The organism is Vibrio bathopelagicus (assembly GCF_014879975.1).
GTDB classification, from domain to species: domain Bacteria; phylum Pseudomonadota; class Gammaproteobacteria; order Enterobacterales; family Vibrionaceae; genus Vibrio; species Vibrio bathopelagicus.
Genome location: NZ_CP062500.1, coordinates 1,090,516 through 1,107,264 on the forward strand (window position 1 = coordinate 1,090,516; position 16,749 = coordinate 1,107,264).

General features: G+C 44.5%; 14 protein-coding genes. 5 read left to right on the top strand and 9 right to left on the bottom strand.

The window, feature by feature from the left end; all coding sequences use genetic code 11:
- The first annotated feature begins 117 nt into the window (after positions 1-117).
- Positions 118-507: a DUF4345 domain-containing protein gene (locus IHV80_RS04970; RefSeq protein WP_192890259.1), complete on the top strand. Its 390-nt coding sequence runs from the start codon at positions 118-120 to the stop codon at positions 505-507.
- A gap of 9 nt (positions 508-516) precedes the next feature.
- Positions 517-2,019 carry an arylsulfatase gene (locus IHV80_RS04975; protein ID WP_192890260.1) on the top strand — a complete coding sequence of 501 codons (1,503 nt, stop codon included), beginning with the start codon at positions 517-519 and terminating at the stop codon, positions 2,017-2,019.
- A gap of 67 nt (positions 2,020-2,086) precedes the next feature.
- On the opposite strand, the gene IHV80_RS04980 is transcribed toward IHV80_RS04975, so the two are convergent.
- The 4 genes from IHV80_RS04980 to IHV80_RS04995 form a co-directional block, all read right to left on the bottom strand.
- A complete protein-coding gene (locus tag IHV80_RS04980) occupies positions 2,087-3,112 on the bottom strand; it encodes a LacI family DNA-binding transcriptional regulator (protein ID WP_192890261.1) in 1,026 nt (341 codons plus the stop codon).
- 260 nt (positions 3,113-3,372) lie between these two features.
- On the bottom strand, positions 3,373-4,479 hold the full coding sequence (locus tag IHV80_RS04985; protein ID WP_192890262.1) for a porin: 1,107 nt from the start codon (positions 4,477-4,479) through the stop codon (positions 3,373-3,375).
- A gap of 267 nt (positions 4,480-4,746) precedes the next feature.
- A complete protein-coding gene (locus IHV80_RS04990) occupies positions 4,747-5,763 on the bottom strand; it encodes a nuclear transport factor 2 family protein (RefSeq protein ID WP_192890263.1) in 1,017 nt (338 codons plus the stop codon).
- 127 nt (positions 5,764-5,890) lie between these two features.
- Positions 5,891-7,186 carry an MFS transporter gene (locus tag IHV80_RS04995; protein ID WP_192890264.1) on the bottom strand — a complete coding sequence of 432 codons (1,296 nt, stop codon included), beginning with the start codon at positions 7,184-7,186 and terminating at the stop codon, positions 5,891-5,893.
- A gap of 348 nt (positions 7,187-7,534) precedes the next feature.
- On the opposite strand from IHV80_RS04995, the gene IHV80_RS05000 reads away from it, so the two are divergent.
- Positions 7,535-9,076 (top strand): sodium:solute symporter family transporter, encoded by a 1,542-nt coding sequence (locus IHV80_RS05000; RefSeq protein ID WP_192890265.1) that lies wholly within the window; start codon positions 7,535-7,537, stop codon positions 9,074-9,076.
- A 132-nt stretch (positions 9,077-9,208) separates the two neighbouring features.
- Here IHV80_RS05000 and IHV80_RS05005 read toward each other — a convergent pair whose 3' ends face one another.
- On the bottom strand, positions 9,209-9,694 hold the full coding sequence (locus IHV80_RS05005) for an Lrp/AsnC family transcriptional regulator (RefSeq protein ID WP_086712276.1): 486 nt from the start codon (positions 9,692-9,694) through the stop codon (positions 9,209-9,211).
- Between the two features lie 122 nt (positions 9,695-9,816).
- Here IHV80_RS05005 and IHV80_RS05010 point away from each other — a divergent pair, with 122 nt between their 5' ends.
- The gene (locus tag IHV80_RS05010) at positions 9,817-10,416 is read left to right on the top strand and encodes a LysE family translocator (protein ID WP_192890266.1); all 600 of its coding nucleotides are present in this window, start codon (positions 9,817-9,819) and stop codon (positions 10,414-10,416) included.
- A 404-nt stretch (positions 10,417-10,820) separates the two neighbouring features.
- On the opposite strand, the gene ahpF is transcribed toward IHV80_RS05010, so the two are convergent.
- Complete coding sequence (gene ahpF / locus IHV80_RS05015) at positions 10,821-12,413, bottom strand: alkyl hydroperoxide reductase subunit F (protein WP_192890267.1); 1,593 nt, start codon at positions 12,411-12,413, stop codon at positions 10,821-10,823.
- A gap of 200 nt (positions 12,414-12,613) precedes the next feature.
- On the bottom strand, positions 12,614-13,171 hold the full coding sequence (gene ahpC / locus IHV80_RS05020; protein WP_016798107.1) for an alkyl hydroperoxide reductase subunit C: 558 nt from the start codon (positions 13,169-13,171) through the stop codon (positions 12,614-12,616).
- A gap of 484 nt (positions 13,172-13,655) precedes the next feature.
- Here ahpC and IHV80_RS05025 point away from each other — a divergent pair, with 484 nt between their 5' ends.
- Complete coding sequence (locus IHV80_RS05025) at positions 13,656-14,147, top strand: VOC family protein (RefSeq protein WP_029223432.1); 492 nt, start codon at positions 13,656-13,658, stop codon at positions 14,145-14,147.
- A 134-nt stretch (positions 14,148-14,281) separates the two neighbouring features.
- On the opposite strand, the gene IHV80_RS05030 is transcribed toward IHV80_RS05025, so the two are convergent.
- Together IHV80_RS05030 and IHV80_RS05035 are read right to left on the bottom strand one after the other, a co-directional pair.
- Positions 14,282-15,496 carry a 4Fe-4S binding protein gene (locus IHV80_RS05030; RefSeq protein WP_192890268.1) on the bottom strand — a complete coding sequence of 405 codons (1,215 nt, stop codon included), beginning with the start codon at positions 15,494-15,496 and terminating at the stop codon, positions 14,282-14,284.
- A 186-nt stretch (positions 15,497-15,682) separates the two neighbouring features.
- A complete protein-coding gene (locus tag IHV80_RS05035) occupies positions 15,683-16,579 on the bottom strand; it encodes a LysR family transcriptional regulator (protein WP_192890269.1) in 897 nt (298 codons plus the stop codon).
- Positions 16,580-16,749: the final 170 nt, after the last annotated feature.

Genomic DNA, 16,749 nt, shown 5'->3' on the forward strand with positions numbered 1-16,749 from the left:
TGAAACAGAACAACTGTGAATGCATACTCCCAGCGTTCACTTTTCACATATGCAACTTGTATATTGCTGATTGTAGACTATGTTTTTTGAAAAGAGCCAAATTCAAAGAGTTAAGACATGAAGCCACAAAGTGTTTTTTTGTTCATCGCTGTTTTAGGGTTAACACCGATTGCGTTGTCGTACGGTTATGCCCCCGTTATCTCCCTCGATTATCTTTTCGGAATTGATGCAAGCCCTATCAATGTCACTCATATCTTTCGTGCCGTGATGGGGTTGTACTTAGCATTGGCGTTGTTTTGGATAGCAGGGGCGTTATTAAAGAAATATCGACTGCCAGCACTCTACAGCTTGGTGGTGTTCATATTGGGTTTGGCTGCAGGTCGTGTCATTAGCTTGGTGTTAGATGGCATGCCTCATTGGCTGCTTTTTGTCTATCTAATATTGGAGCTTGGCTTTGGCTTGGTAGGAATAAAAATGGTTCATAAAGAACAATCTGAAACAGTATAAGGACATTCTATGAAAAGGATCTTCCATCTTCTTATCCTGAGTGTGTTAAGTAGCTTTTCGTTATCGGCATGGTCAGCTCAAGAGCAGCCCAATATTTTTGTTATCTTCACGGATGATATTGGGATATCCAACCTGAGTGCCTATCACAATGGTGTGATGAGTAGTGAAACGCCGAACATCGACAGTATTGCCGAGAAGGGCATGCTACTCACCGATTATTACGCTCAACCCTCTTGTACGGCGGGTCGTTCTGCTTTCTTAACAGGGCAGCTACCTGTGCGAACAGGCATGCACTCAGTCGGGTTGCCGGGTGGGCCAGTTGGTTTAAGTGCTGACACCCCAACGCTTCCTGAAATCCTTAAGACCATGGGTTATGTTACGGGGCAGTTTGGTAAGAACCACCTTGGTGACCGAGATGAATTCCTACCGACAATGCATGGTTTTGATGAGTATTGGGGTTGGCTATATCACTTGAATGCAATGGAATACACAGAAGATCCAGATTGGCCAAAAGATGGATCTTTGGATGCCTTTGCACCTCGTAATGTCATTTATGCAAGATCAGACGGTAAAGGTGGTCAAACGATCGAAGACGATGGCGCATTGTCGATCGAGCGTATGCGTACTCTGGATGATGAAGTGAATAAACACGCCATCAACTTCATCGAAAGGGCGGTTGAAGCGGATAAGCCATTCTTCACTTGGTACTGTCCATCACGTGGTCACGTTTGGACGCATCTGTCACCTGAATACGAAGCAATGCTCGGCCAAAACGGCTGGGGGCTTCAAGAAGTGGTGATGAAAGATCTTGATGATCATGTTGGTGAAATGATGGCAAAAATGGAAGAACTCGGTATCGCCGACAACACCATCATCATTTTCACTGCCGATAATGGCCCGGAAATCATGACTTGGCCTGATGGCGGTATGACGCCTTATCACGGTGAGAAAGGGACAACTTGGGAAGGTGGTGTAAGAGCGCCTGCACTGGTTAGCTGGCCTGGTAAGATTCCAGCAGGAAGCGTGGGTAATGGTATTTTTGATGGTATGGACTGGTTACCAACTCTCGTTGCAGCAGCTGGTGGTCCGACGGATTTGAAAGAGAAGATGCTTAAAGGTCACGATGGCTTTAAAGCGCACCTCGATGGCTACAACCAAGTGGACATGCTGACAGAGAAAGGCGAGTCGAATCGTAAAGAGATCTACTATTACGAACGAGACAAGCTGCAAGCGGTGCGAGTGGGTGATTGGAAGGCACATTTCATCGTGCAAAATCACGGTTGGAGTGGCCCTAAAGAAGAGCTAAACGCCCCATTACTGTTTAACTTGCGCCGTGACCCATACGAGCGAGCGGCAGAAGAGTCGGGAATGTACCTAAAGTGGATGGGACAAAAAATGTGGGCATTTGGCCCAGCTCAAGCTGCTGTGCAACAACATCTAGCAACCTTCCAAGAGTGGCCTCCAGTCACACCTGATTCTCCGGCAGAGAAGACCGGTGGTGTGGGTAATTAGTCAAATTCCATAAAAAATCCCGCTCGGTGTGAGCGGGATTTTTTTGGAATACGTATTAACCTTGGTTCTATTTTAGCGTCGTTTTTCGTTCTATGAACTTCACTGGCACCATCAGCTTAACCAAGCTGGTGTCTTGCTCTTGAATCTGTCTAACGATAATTTTCACTGACTCACGGGCAAGGCGTCTGAAATCTTGCTTGAAGGTAGTGAGTTGGTAGTTCAACCACTGAGTTTGCGGGATATCATCAAAACCAATCACTTGAAGATCTTCTGGAATACGCAGGTTGAACTCTAAGCGTGCCACATCCATTACCGCCATCGCTAGGTTATCTGTCGCACAGAAAATCGCTTGAGGATGTGTGGGTTCTGAAAACAGAGTTCGAATGGTATCGAGTGCATCAAGGTAGTCATAGTCAGCTTCAATAACTCGAGCTTGCTTACCCGTCAGGTCTTCGAATTCTGAGCAAAAGCCCGCTTCACGTTCGCCGTTAGTGTAGGTGGGTACGTTACCTGTTAGGTAAATCGCTGACTTGGTTCCTACGCTATGCAAATGCTGAGCAGCAACTTGGCCAGCGGCGTAGTTATCACTCACTACATGGCTACTTTTGGTACCTTCAACCACACGAGCATACTGAACGATAGGGATATCGAACTCTTCACACTCTTCATAAAGCGACTTGTTGAACGTCGCAGAGGCGGCAATCACGCCATCAACACGATATTGAAATATGTTAGGGATCGAGTGGTTGTCATTACCATCAACCTGCCACGGAATAAGCACCGCAGAATAGCCCTGTTTTTGTAACTCAGTAGAGATGAGCTGTAGGGTTTTCATGTGAATTGGGTAATCAGCATCAGGGAAGACCAAACCAATCAACTTAGATTCGTTGGTAGTTAAGCTTCGAGCAAAGGCATTCGGGCGATAGTTGAGTGCTTTCGCGGCTTCGAATACTTTCTGTTTGGTCTTTTCAGATACCGAACTGCCCGGAACAAATACGCGAGAAACGGTAGATTGAGAAACGCCAGCCAGCTTAGCGACATCTTTTGAAGTAACGGTTGGTTTTGACGCCGTGGAGTGTTTTGGAGAGTTCATAGACCATGCTTGTTAGCCAAATTAACAACCCACAGAGTACCATGTTTAGGTACGTACTCATAAAGCAATAACAAGGAATGATATGAAAAATAAGGAATATTGATTATTCTGAATTAAATGTTGGGTATAACCCATTGCTTGTGTTGAATAAAAAGTGCACTTATAAAAAGCTCTGCATAACAGCAGAGCTTTAGATTACGAATCTACTCATTAAATGAGTGACATACCGCTAAGCCGCTAGCTACTTAAGCCATAAGCTATTAGAAGTAGTAACGAATACCCGCAGCAAATTGGTCATCGCTGTTTTCGTAATGGTTACCAACAGACTTGTCGTTACCATTATCAAACTGGTACTCCGTCCACACTAAGAACTTGTTCTTCTTAAAGTGGTACTCAAGGCCAGGGATAATCAACTGACGCTCGTAGCCGTTAGCTTTGTCGTCTGTGTCCGTTAAGTAGTTAATGTTAAAGGTTGGACGCAGACCGTTTTCAAAGTGGTAGTAAGTGAAGAATTCAGCACCACGGTGGTCATAAAACTCGGCTTGGCTGGTGGTTTCCCAGTTTGAACCTTGGCTGTAAGTGAAGCCAACAAACAAGCCATCATTGGTGTAGTTCACACCCAATAGACCAATGCGCTGTGTATCGCCATCTTTGATGTTTTTAACACCGGCATCGACATCATCAAACTCATTCTGGTGGTAGGCTAAACCAATGGTTAGGCCATCCATAACTGTGTATAGCGTTGATGCGCCCATACCGTTTTTCAGCGTTGCTGTTAGGCTGTCAGCCAGGCCGACATCTTCGCGAGTGGTTTGGTAGGTGAAGCCGTACTTCCAGTTGTCATTGATGTTGTTGCGGTAAGTAATTGAGTTTTCAGCTCGGCCTGTACCGGAAGCAATACCCCAGTCAGATAGGTTGTAGTAGCCAGAACCACGTGAACCAAATACACGGCCCATATCGGTAAACCAAGCCACATCGTAGAAGGTAGACCATTGTTTTGTGCCGGCAGCGATTTTGCCGTATTTCTCGTGCTCAACGCCTGCGTATAGAAGTCGGTCGTAAATATTGTCGCCGTTAGCTCCTGAGTTGTAACCCCATTCGGCATGGCCAAAGCCAGTCCAGTCGTTGTCTAGCCCCATTTGACCTTTTAGGCCGAAGCGAGAGCTACCGCTGTTCCATTCGCCGTTGTCTTTTTCCCATGAATTTGTATCTGAGTTAAAGACTTCTCCTTTGTCTTGGTAACGAACGTCAAAACGGCCATCTAAAGTGAGGCTATCGCCCGCGTCATTGGTAAAAGTATGTGCAGCAAAAGCAGAACCTGAGGTAAGTGCTGTCAGGATCACTGCTGAAAGAATCGACTTTTTCATTGTTATTCTCTTTATTCGAGCCGTAGAAAGCCGCCGTGCTTTCAAGCCCGTTATATCAGTAATGGTTTGGCAGGGTGTACCCCGTCCATGAGGTACTAATTGGATCAATTATTGGTGGAGCAATGATTGATTGGTGAAGCATTTATTAGTTGTTGGAGCACTTGCTAGGAGCGAGAAGGGTCTCCTAGCAAGTCATAGCAACCCAAATCAGATGTCTATTTAGGTTGCCACTGTTTCGTTTCAATCTTTTGGATTAAAGCGTTTCGATTACAGCGTTGGGTTCATGATAGTAGAAGTGCGTTCGAACACGTCCAGACCTTGCTGTTGTAGCCAGTAAGGAAGATCGATAAGAACCCAGTTCTCAGACAGCTTGTCACCGTCACGGTAGTACACGTCAACCACTTGCATGTTTGCGCGTACTTCGCCGCCAGTCATACCTAGGAAGCCACCTGTTGGTGTGTTTGATAGGTTTGGCCAACCGAAGAAACAAGAGAAGTTACCTTCAGCGAAACGACAAACGTGGCCATTGAACTTCTTGTCTTTCAGGTTGTTACGGAAAGGAAGTTGGTGCTGTTGCTGGTAACGAGGAATCGTGTAAGACGCACCGATACCACATGGGCCGTACCAAATCATGTCTTTTGACCAGCTCTTCGCGAGTACTTCTGGTGGACAACCCATCGCGCCGCTGTCATTAAGTGCAGAAAGGTCATCAACCATTTTGTTTACAAGCGCTAGTGTTGCAACGCCTTCTTCTGGAGCCGCATCTTCAAATAACAGACCATCGTGATTACGTGGGCCAGGGTAAACGAAGTGCTTACCAGTTGATGGTGGAAGTGGGTAGCAACCTGCTTGGTCCATCATGCCTAGAAGGTCTAGGAACAGGCCTGTCTTAGTGATCTTGCCGTCAACCACACAGTTAAATTCTGCGTAACGAACGTTCATGATCTTGCCAGTAGGGCGCATGCCTAGGTATTCAGCGTCGAACAGACCCATGAAGTGACCCATGCTCATTACCCAAATCTCATCTGGGTTAACTTCGTTGTTACCACCGATGAAGATATCTTGACGACGCTGCATGCGTGTCATTGATTTCATCATTGGAGCCCAGAATACGTCAGCCGCAGCTTGAGCGCCTTCTTGCTCGCGGAATGGGTAAACACCGCGCCACAAGTAATCTTCAGACGTGTGCGCTTTTAAAACGTCAGCAACGTTTTCGTGAGTAGCGTTTTCCATTGCGTCAAAGTAGTCACGAACAATGCGTTTAGCTTCTTGATATTTAGACATAATAATTTCTCTTTGTGTTGTCGAGCCAACATTCGGAACAGGACTCGATTTGGATATTATTACCGGCTGACTTCTCAGCCGGATTGATGTTTATTTCTTGTCTTTAGAGGTCTTCAACTAAAGGGGATTAAGCTTTTGCTGCTTCCGCTTTTTTGCTCTTGTCGAAAATGCCGCCTTTCAATGTTTCTGGTAGAGATAGCCACAGTAGACCAGCCAGAATCCATACGATTGGCGAGCCCCACATTGCTGTCGCAAGGTCTGAACGCTCTTGGATGAATACCAACACCATTGGAGCCCACATACCGATGATACGACCACCGTGGAACAAAGCTGCACCGAAGCTACGTAGGTGAGCTGGGAACAATTCAGAGAAGTAACCACCCCATACCGCAGAAGCAGACAGACCGAAGTTGTAGATAAGACCTAGGAGAGCCAGCATGTTTAGGCTGCCGATCATCACGTCGCTTGGCGCGACGAAGAATACTGAAGCCATGACACCCGCTAGGATGAAACCAAACGCGTTCACTTTACGGCCGTATTTGTCGGCGATTGCACCCCATACCCAAGCACCGAATAGAGAACCGAATGCAGAGATAGAGAAGATGATGCCGATAGTTGCACCGTCAAATTGACGAACGTCTTTTAGGTACGTTGTCACGAAGCCAGAGAAGAATTGGTAGCCGTAGAAGTTAAGACCAGCCAGTAATAAACAAGTAATCGTTAGCTTGCGGTAAGGCGCGCTTAGCATCTCACCCCAAGAACCTTTCTTCGCTGGTTTATTCGATGCTTCCGCAGCGGCTTGTTCTTCTTCACCGTAGGCGATCACTTTCTTGTCGCTAGGCAAGATAAAGATCATCAGTGCAGCGGCAACCAGAGGAGGAATACCACCTACCCACATTAGGCTCTGCCAAGGTGCGTCGATGCTAGAGATGAATGCTGCATACGCACCCATTGCCATTAGAGCAACCGAGAACATAGAAGAAGCGAATGCCGTTAACTTACCGCGAACGCTTGGTGTGAATAGGCCGATCATCAGGCTTACTGCCACTGTGAAGTAGCCACCTAAAGAAATACCGATGATGAAACGCATTGCTGCCCACATCGCGTAGTCAGTAAACATCATGTTGATGATAGTTGCGCCGCCGTTCAGTGCAGTGATGACAATAAGAGTCGATTTCTTACCAAAGTTTGATGCCACCCATGCACAGCTTAGGGCACCAATCAGTGCGCCAACCGACTGCCATGTATAGAACTGAGCGGTATCCGCCAAGTTAATACCATCATACGCATCAACGATGTAGGGGCGTACGTAGTCAATAATTACAAAGTTATAACAATAGAAAAAGTAGCCAACTAGAATTGCTAGATAAGCAGCTACCCTTTGTATCATAGGAACTTCGCTCATGTGTTTTTTAGTAGTCATGACCGATAAACCTTTATTTTTTATAGGGTGTTTATAGTTCTGATTATTGTGCAGTGGTTATTGATGTTCACCGCACCATCTTCATTTCGGGAGAGATAATAGAATTATTGTGATTATTAGATCCGTGATCAAAGTCAATTTTAAAATGAGTGCGTACCCATTTTGTGTATTTTGGTGATCTGGATCCCGTTAGATCGTGTGTTTGCGCTGATCAGGACGTTTTGAGTGTTTAATCGTCTATATTAGTGACAATACTCACAGTTACTGTGGGTTTTTGAGGGAATATATCCAATTTTGAGTACTATTGGCGGCGAATGATTTGCGAAATACAATAAACGGAATCTAAAAATGGTTACGTACTCAAGTTTTGTAGTTATTGCTATTTATGTGTTAACTACTTTATTTATCAGTTACTTAGTGAATAGTCGTTATAGCGTTGGTGGCGACTTTTCGACTGGTGGAAAACAGTTTGGCTGGTTTACGGCTGGTGTGTCGATTCTTGCAACCTACATCAGTGCGATGACGTTCGTGGGCATGCCGGGCTGGGTTTATAGTTCAGGCATGGAAGCAATGAGCGTCCATTTGAATTATCCAATAGTGATTTTTTTCGCTGTGGTTTTCTTTGTCCCAGTGTTTTATAAACTAGGCCTTACCTCGATTTATGAATACCTAGAGCACCGCTTTGGCGTTGTTGCTCGCACGATTAACTCTATCGTGTTTATTGTGGTTCAGTGTATTTCGGCAGGGGTGATTTTGTATGCGGTTGCACTGATCTTGGTACAAGTGTTGCCGGTGAGTATCTCCGAGGCAATCATCTACATTAGCTTGTTTACTGCTTTGTATACTTATGCGGGGGGGATCTCGACCGTCATATGGACAGATATGTTGCAGTCGGCAGTGCTGATCATCGGCAGCATTGCGATCTTTGCCTTATTGCTGATGAAGATTGATGCGGGTGAAGTGTTGTCTCCTGAGCATCTGAATATCATCAATCTCGATTTCGACTTGGGTGTTGATACCACATTGTGGGCTGGTGTAGTCGCCGTGAGCTTCTTACACTTAAGTGTGTACGGCACTAACCAACTGATTATTCAAAGAACGTTGGCAACTAAGAACGTAAAGACAGCACAGAAATCGATGCTGCTTTGTGGTTACGGTGCGTTCTTTATCTACCTATTTTTCTCGGTAATGGGCGTTCTATTGAGTGTCTTTTATCAAGAACAAAGTTTTGAAAACAGCAATGAAGTGATTCTCGATTTTGTGTTTAACCATACCAACCCAATCATTGTTGGTTTGGTGATTTCCGCACTATCTGCAGCAGCTATGTCGACACTGGATTCCACTTATAACTCAATGGCGACCGTAGCAACGTTCGATTTCTACAAGCGCTTTTTCCGTAAGAAAGCCTCTGATGCACATTATGAATCGGTCGCAAGAAAAATGAGTTTAGTTGCCGCTGCTTCGGTTGTTGTGCCTGCTTTGTTGGCGGTTTCTAACGAATCTGTGCTTAAGACGATTGCCAGCCTGACCTCCATTTTTGTTGGTATTCGTCTTGGCTCTTTCATCCTTGGTTTGTTCTTTAAAAAGGCAAATGAGAAAGGGGTAATTGCAGGCAGTATTGGCAGTGTGGCCGTGGTGTTTATTGCTAAATACAGTGGTATTTCTTGGCCTTGGTTTGCCTTGATTGGCACCGTGGTTTTCCTAGTGTTAGGTGTTGTTGTGAGTCGTTTCTGGGGAGAAGTAACCGAGCAACAAAATGAATTTATAGCCAAGCAAAAGCACCTGTTCGCCAAGCCGACCGCGAGTCATTACGGCTTATTGGTGTTCGCTGTTATGACCATTGCTGCTTGTACTGTTATCCCTGATTGGCTTTATGCCGCTCTTTCTTAACTCACCCTTGTGAATAGCTAAGTTAGTTAAACCAAACCAAACAAATAATCACGTTAAGCCCACTGCTTTAGACTTCAGAAATCTCTAGCAGCTGGGCTTTTTGTTTGATGTGTTTTAGGGATAGACAGCTGACTAGTCTGAAAGCGGTAGCTGATAGCTGTTTTTCAACTCTTTTACAGAGATGTTGGACTGAATCGCACTCACGCCTTTCACTCTTCTAATCGAGCTAATACGCTCAAAGTACTCTTCTAGATCTCTCGCTAACACCTGAATCATGTAATCTGCACCACCGGCAATGCAGTGACACATTGGAATCCAATCAGTGACGGCAACAAACTCTTCAAACGGCTCTGTGTTTTCAACTTCATGGTTACCCAAGGTCACAAGAGTAAAACCAGCCACATGAAAACCAAGCTTTTTTCGGTTTAGCTGCGCGGTATAGCCATCAATATAGCCCGTCTCTTCCATGCGTTTCCAACGGCGCCAGCATGGGGTTTCGCTGAGGTTCACTTTCTCTGCGAGTTTACTGTTGCTCATGCGTCCGTCTTGTTGGATATGTTCTAAGATGGCGATATCTGTGTCATCCAACACTTCTTTGGTGGATTCTTTCTGTTTCATGGGTGTTTTTGAAAAGTCTTGCTCAAATTTGCATTAATATTAGCCTATATAGCAATTTAATTCCTAGTCGAATCTGTAAACTCTCTCCGTATAAATACTTTACTTATTAGGAGTGAGAGGAAATGAGCTCTCAATTAATGCTGGCGTTCTTGCTATTTTCAACATCAATTGCAATTACACCTGGGGCAGGCAATATCGCATTACTTGGGATTTCAAGTCGTTATGGGTTTGTTGCGACTTTACCTTTTATCTCTGGGAACGCTGTTGGCATCATCATCGTACTGGCCGGTTCCAGTGTCGGTTTGGTGAGCCTATTCACCCTTTATCCAGAGCTATACAACATTTTGAAATACGCGGGTGCGGCTTATTTGTTGTTCATGGCGTGGTCGATTGCGAACATGCAAATCGAAGAAAGCACTGTCGATAATCGCTCGGGTTTCATGTCTGGCGTATTGGTGCAGGTGTTGAACCCTAAAGGTTGGATTGCTTCATTAACCGTGTTTTCACAGTTCATCACTCCGAATGCAGATTACTTGATTCAAGTAGTGACCATTATCGCGGGTATGGTGATCACGGGCGTACCGTGCATGTTGGTGTGGGCGTATTGCGGCACCATGCTTAAAAAGCTACTGCAATCACCAAAACAGATGATGTTTGTGAATCGTTGCTTGGGCGGAAGCTTAGCGATGGTGGTTGCCTTTATGCTTTATCAACCTGCATAAAAATTACAAATAAAAAAACCACTCCTAAATCCATAGGAGTGGTGTCTAAATGTCGACTAAATGGTTAACAATAATTAGTAAGTTACTAGGGCGTGTTGACCTTTCGTGGTTAAATTTTGTTCGAGATAAAAGTGTTTTAATCGCGGCGAGGGGGAAGTCGCCTAGTCATTCTAAGCAAATCTCCCTCAACAAAGAGTAAAACGCTTTTAGCCGAACCCTTCGGGCATCGTTTGCTGGTCATTTCTACTACGTTATCGGCTTCTCATGTAGGCTAGCTACACATCGACGCCTCTGCCTTGTATAAATACCCAGCAACTCGCTGCAAAAATCAGCTCGAAAGTTCAACATGCCCTAATGACTCGTAAGTTAACAAGAACGTTTTAAGGAATGTTTGCTTAAAAGATTTAAGCGGTTTCAGCCTCTTTAACCGGAGCTGAGTTACGGATTAGGTGGTCAAATGCACCTAAACTTGCTTTAGCACCTTCACCCATCGCGATGATGATCTGTTTGTAAGGCACTGTCGTTACATCACCCGCTGCGAATACACCTTTCATTGATGTTGCGCCATGAGCGTTAATTTCAATTTCACCGCGTGGTGAAAGCTCAACTTTTGAACCCTTCAACCATTCGCTGTTTGGCATCAGGCCGATTTGAACAAAGATACCCGCTAGCTCGATCTGTTTAAGTTCGTCGGTGTTGCGGTCTTTGTATTCCAGACCTGTTACACGGTTACCATCACCAATCACTTGTGTTGTTTGCGCCATCTTGATGATTTCGATGTTTGGTGTCGCGTTTGCTTTGTCGATAAGCACCTGGTCAGCACGTAACGTGTCTGCAAATTCAAGTACCGTTACATGCTCCACAATACCCGCTAGGTCTATCGCTGCTTCGATGCCTGAGTTACCGCCACCAATAACTGCTGTTTTCTTACCTTTGAATAAAGGGCCGTCACAGTGTGGGCAGTAAGCTACGCCTTTATTGCGGTACTCTTGCTCACCCGGAACGTTCATTTCACGCCAGCGTGCTCCCGTACTTGTGATGACTGTGCGAGCTCGCAGTGTTGCGCCACTCTCTAATTCAACGTGGATGTAGCCGTCTTTCGTGTCTTCAGCCGCAATGATGTTAGCCGCGCGCTGCTCAGTCATTATTTCTACACCGTACTCTTTTACGTGCTCTTCTAGGCTAGCTACTAACTTAGGGCCGGTTGTCGCTTTCACGGAGATAAAGTTTTCAATCGCCATCGTGTCCATTACCTGACCACCGAATCGGTCAGCAACTATGCCAGTGCGAATACCTTTACGTGCTGCGTAAATCGCTGCTGAAGAACCCGCAGGGCCGCCACCTACCACCAATACATCAAACGGTGCTTGTTGGTTTAGGTTTGCCGCTTTCTTTTCTGCTGCGCCTGAGTCGACTTTGTTAAGGATCTCAGCCAGTGACATACGGCCTTGACCAAATAGCTCACCGTTAATGAACACGCTCGGCACGGCCATAATATCGCGAGACTTCACTTCATCTTGGAATGCAGCGCCATCAATCATGGTCGTCTTAATCAGTGGGTTAATCGCTGACATCATGTTGAATGCCTGAACCACTTCTGGACAGTTTTGGCACGATAGTGAGATGAAAACCTCTACGTTAAGCTCTTGATCTAATTCTTTAATTTGTTTGATTACGTCAGCTTCAAGCTTGATAGGGTGACCACCGCTATGAAGCAGTGCAAGTACCAGTGATGTGAACTCGTGACCCATTGGTAAACCCGCGAAACCGATCGCAGTGCCTTTCTCTTGGTTCACTACCTGCATGATAGGGCTACGCGTGCTTGCGCTATCATCGCGAGTCACTTCAATTTTGTCGGTTAAAGACGCGATATCATTCGCTAGGTCTTGGAGTTTGTTTGCGGTATCGCTGTCATCAAGGCTCAGCACTAACTGAACATTGGTTTTTAAGTTTTCTAGGTATGCTTTTAGCTGCTGCTTCATTGCTTGATCTAACATAATCGTGCCTGCTCTTAAATTCTGTGTCTTGGTATTGACCAATACCTTCTTGCTGAAAAAGGAAAATAAAAAGGGGGCGCAAGTCGGCAAATATTGTGGTGTTGATGGTTTGAAAAGGGTGGCGCGCAACTGCCCTTTAGGAGGGAGGCCGAAGCGCGCCTGTAGAACCGTTTTATTTCTTCTTTTTAGCTAGGCTTAGATTAAATCTTGCCTACTAGGTCTAGAGATGGAGCTAGAGTCTCTTCACCTTCTTTCCATTTAGCTGGGCAAACTTCACCTGGGTTAGCGGCTACGTATTGTGCTGCTTTAACCTTGCGTAGTAAGTCTTCAGCGTCACGGCCGATACCTTCAGCAGTGATTTCCATTGCTTGGATAACGCCTTCTGGGTCGATTAGGAACGTAGCACGGTCTGCTAGGCCTTGACCTTCACGCATAACGTTGAAGTTGTTTGTGATGTTGCCTGTTTGGTCGCCTACCATGAAGTATTCGATAGTGCCGATTTTGTCAGAAGTATCGTGCCATGCTTTGTGAGAGAAGTGCGTGTCAGTTGATACTGAGTAAACTTCTACACCGCGAGATTGAAGCTCTGCGTATTTGTCTTGTAGGTCAACTAGTTCCGTTGGACATACGAAAGTGAAGTCTGCTGGGTAGAAGAAGAACACTGCCCACTTGCCTTTAACGTCTTGCTCAGTGATTTCTACGAATTCGCCATTTTTGAATGCTGTTGCGTTGAATGGTTTGATTTCTGTGTTGATCATGTTTTGACTCTCTTTCTAATTTGTAGTGTTTAACGCTATCCCGCGTCGATGGAGATATATTGCATTGGCGCCGGAAATTAGTGAAATCGGACATTTCTATAGATTCAATAGGTAATTCCTATCTTTGAAAGAAGAAAGCTATCGACAAAAGCTATCAAACGTCGGCAACACCCGATTAGAGCAGCTAAGTTCTTTAGGTCGTTCTCAATATTGGGCTTATCTCTATGAGCGTGAGCGGCTATTTATAGTTTGAGCATCTATGTATAGCGTGAACATTTATGTATAGCGTGAACATCGACGTAGACAGTGTTTCTTTAAGTGAGCTGAGATCTCCTATTAATCCATAAATAACAAAAAATTATCATTAATATAATTTATGATAATTTCAGTTAATTACACTCTCTCCCTATACTCTCTTCATCGAAACGAAATACAGAAGCTGAGCTTCGAAAAGCACAGAATAAAAAACGAATTGGAGAAAGTTATGAAAATGAATCACGTAGGTATCATGGTAGGCGACATGGACCAAGCAGTAGAGTTTTACACTAAGGCTCTAGGTTTAAGAATCGTAATGAACAACACTAAAGTGATGGAAGAGCGCGAATCAGCAATCGGACGTATGTGTATTGCCGTATTTGGCGAAGGCTTTAAAGGCTTCAACATTGCACACCTAGTGACATCAGACGGTATTGGTGTTGAGCTGTTCGAAATGAAAGATCGCCAAGAGCGTCACGAAGTTGATTTCTCTCGCCTAGGTATCTTCCACTTCTGCCTACAGCTTCCAAAAGAGCAGTTCCATTCAGCTATTAAGCGCGTTGAAGAGTTTGGCGGTAAGGTTCGTATGGACATCATGCGTTACCACCCAGAAGACGAACTAAAACAAGCGCAAATGGTTTACCTTGAAGACCCGTTTGGCAACCTATTCGAATTCTACTCGCACACATATGAAGATACATACGCGACGGATTACGAGTAATCGCGTTACTGCCTTCGACAAGGTAGAAGAACCGAAACACCCCCTAAAGAGGATTGGTAGAGATACTAATCCTCTTTTGTGTTTGGGTTATGTGTGATTGGAGGTGGATGCATTCTTAGAGCTTAGAGCTAAGATCAATAGCTGAGGTAATCCATCACTTGAATTAACTGTATGCGTATCTCATTGGTTGTTTGACTGTGCCAATAACCCAATGCAAAAGATAATAGAGGGATGCCGAACATAATCATTAGCACTAAAACGAGAAGATACTTAGATGACAATTGCCAACCATTGCGTGTTTTTAATCCAAGAGCCTGTTTATTTGGACAAGCCGCAACACAACGTAAACAAGCTTGGCATTCATCCGTTCGAATTTGTTTAGCGGTATGAATAATAATATTAGAAGGACATGCGCGAGTGCATTTGCTGCAATTCAGATTATCTTTTTCATTTAAACAATGCTTAGTGTCTCGACGAATTTTAAAGGGGCTAAGCAGGCTTGTTATCCCGAGTAGTGCACCATAAGGACAAAAGTATCGGCAAAAAGCACGTTGTCGCCATGCTGACATCAATAGAATGACGGCTAAAACACCAAGAGTAATCATTCCTGGCTCAACGAATACCCAAGCAGTTTTTACATCAGCGATTTTATGATAATTGCCATTGAGGTAATAAGTCAGGCTCGCGACAGGCATTCCTACTGAAATAAAGGTAAAGAAAGCCAACAATAAGTACTTCATCATGCGTAATGGCCAGTCGAGCCAAGCCGGTGGTAAATACGCTTTCTTCACGAACTTTAAGCGTAATTTATACAGATACTCCCCAGCGAGACCTAACGGACAAATCCAACCACAAAATGCACGCTTACAAGCAATACCAGTCACTACCACAGTCACGAGCATGACGGCACCTGCCGGGTGAGTTTGATCCCAAAACCCAACAGAGAAGATAGCCTTCAGTTGAATAGCTGCAGCAATAGGTAAGAAAGCATCCGTAACATCAGGTCGCATGAAGCTCGGAGATATTTGATGAACAAGTAGCCATGTGTGAAGGGTGTACTGGATAGCCACTAAAAATAATGAAAGTGCCATCGCGTGTTGGCTGACTTGACGCAAAACATTTGTCTTAGATGAAGCCGTGATTATGGTCGGTTTAAAGTAAAAAATCGAAGAGATGACAACCACCGCCAATGATAGGGCAATGAGCAGAGGCCAATAGGCTGCACTAAGTACAGCAATGATGACAATGCAGGAAGTTATTATGCTACCGAGCTTTTTACCGCTAGTGTAGAGAACACAAATGCTATAAATCAATGCAAGCATTAAGGTAAAGGATTCAATAAAAGTCATATAGCCACCGTTTCATTACAGAGTGGTACTATAAATCGCATGTAAGAGTATGTCTGACGATTAATGAGCTAACTTATCTATCTTTGATATGAGTTAATTTTCATCAATATTTCGCCTAACCATTTAGGGTGGTTTTTAATAACGTTAGCTGGGGTTATTAATAAAGTGAACAGAGATGATTAATAGCTAAATAGCATTTTTGAAATGCTCAGTAAGAAAATCCAAAAACACTCGAACCTTGCTTGGCACTAGCTGGCGGTTTTGATAAATCGCGTATGTGCTGGTGACATAGTTACACGGACTAAAAGTAAATTCGGGAAGTAATTGCGCCAATTTCCCCGTATTAAGTTCTTGTTCAATCGCCCATTGTGGGAGCAGAGCAATACCACCACCGTTCAATATCAATTGCTTTTGTCCGTTGACTGAATCGACTTCCATGTAATAGGAAATGTCGATTTTTTGCGGTTTGCTCTCCAATACAAACCAATCGTGCCAACCCTTATAGCCATAAACCAAGCAGTCGTGTTTTGCTAAATCTTCAACATGTTGAGGGGCTTTGTTTCTTTTTAAATAGTCAGGACTGGCACAAAGAACAAAGTTGTTTTGGACGAGCTTCTTAGCGATCAAATTCGAATCAGGCAGTCGGCCACTGCGGATAGCGATATCCACATTTTCCTCGATTAAATCGACTACTCTTTCTGTGATTTCAATTTCAACGTTTACCTCAGGAAAGGCAGCCCGAAAGATCGGAATAAGGGGCAAGATTTTGCTCTCTCCAAACGCGACGGTCGTGCTTATCTTGAGGCTTCCTCTTGGTGAGTGATGCAATGCGCTGACGGCTCGTTTTGCTTCATCAAATTCGCCTGTAATACGCTTGGAGTATTGATAGAACAATTGACCAGCCTCAGTGACGCCAACGTTGCGTGTCGAACGCTCTAACAGTCGCACATTGAGTTCCTCTTCCAATGCAGAGAGCTGTCTTGAAATAGAAGAAGGCTGAATATCAAATATCCGACTGGCTTTGGAGATGCTGCCTTGTTCAACCACACAGTTGAAATAGGCAAGACGATTGAAAAGGCTCATGTGCATTACTCATTAAACGATGGTTTTGATTCTTCCAAAGCGGAGCTTTCTGATGAATCCAGTTCATGTCTGAAGTGGAAGTGATATTAATGTCTTTACTGTTCTTTGATATTAGCTTAATTGCTTTTAAAGCAAAACTGAATTGCCTCTCGGCAGATTCAAACCTCTGG

Bases quoted from the DNA above. Each gene is read 5' to 3' on its own strand.
- IHV80_RS04990 (WP_192890263.1), bottom strand. From the start codon at position 5,763: ATGTCTAAATATCAAGAAGCTAAACGCATTGTTCGTGACTACTTTGAC.
- IHV80_RS05010 (WP_192890266.1), top strand. From the start codon at position 9,817: ATGAGCTCTCAATTAATGCTGGCGTTCTTGCTATTTTCAACATCAATT.
- ahpC (WP_016798107.1), bottom strand. From the start codon at position 13,171: ATGATCAACACAGAAATCAAACCATTCAACGCAACAGCATTCAAAAAT.
- IHV80_RS05030 (WP_192890268.1), bottom strand. From the start codon at position 15,496: ATGACTTTTATTGAATCCTTTACCTTAATGCTTGCATTGATTTATAGC.
- IHV80_RS05005 (WP_086712276.1), bottom strand. From the start codon at position 9,694: ATGAAACAGAAAGAATCCACCAAAGAAGTGTTGGATGACACAGATATC.
- IHV80_RS04970 (WP_192890259.1), top strand. From the start codon at position 118: ATGAAGCCACAAAGTGTTTTTTTGTTCATCGCTGTTTTAGGGTTAACA.
- IHV80_RS04985 (WP_192890262.1), bottom strand. From the start codon at position 4,479: ATGAAAAAGTCGATTCTTTCAGCAGTGATCCTGACAGCACTTACCTCA.
- IHV80_RS05000 (WP_192890265.1), top strand. From the start codon at position 7,535: ATGGTTACGTACTCAAGTTTTGTAGTTATTGCTATTTATGTGTTAACT.
- IHV80_RS04980 (WP_192890261.1), bottom strand. From the start codon at position 3,112: ATGAACTCTCCAAAACACTCCACGGCGTCAAAACCAACCGTTACTTCA.
- IHV80_RS05035 (WP_192890269.1), bottom strand. From the start codon at position 16,579: ATGAGCCTTTTCAATCGTCTTGCCTATTTCAACTGTGTGGTTGAACAA.
- IHV80_RS04995 (WP_192890264.1), bottom strand. From the start codon at position 7,186: ATGACTACTAAAAAACACATGAGCGAAGTTCCTATGATACAAAGGGTA.
- ahpF (WP_192890267.1), bottom strand. From the start codon at position 12,413: ATGTTAGATCAAGCAATGAAGCAGCAGCTAAAAGCATACCTAGAAAAC.
- IHV80_RS05025 (WP_029223432.1), top strand. From the start codon at position 13,656: ATGAAAATGAATCACGTAGGTATCATGGTAGGCGACATGGACCAAGCA.
- IHV80_RS04975 (WP_192890260.1), top strand. From the start codon at position 517: ATGAAAAGGATCTTCCATCTTCTTATCCTGAGTGTGTTAAGTAGCTTT.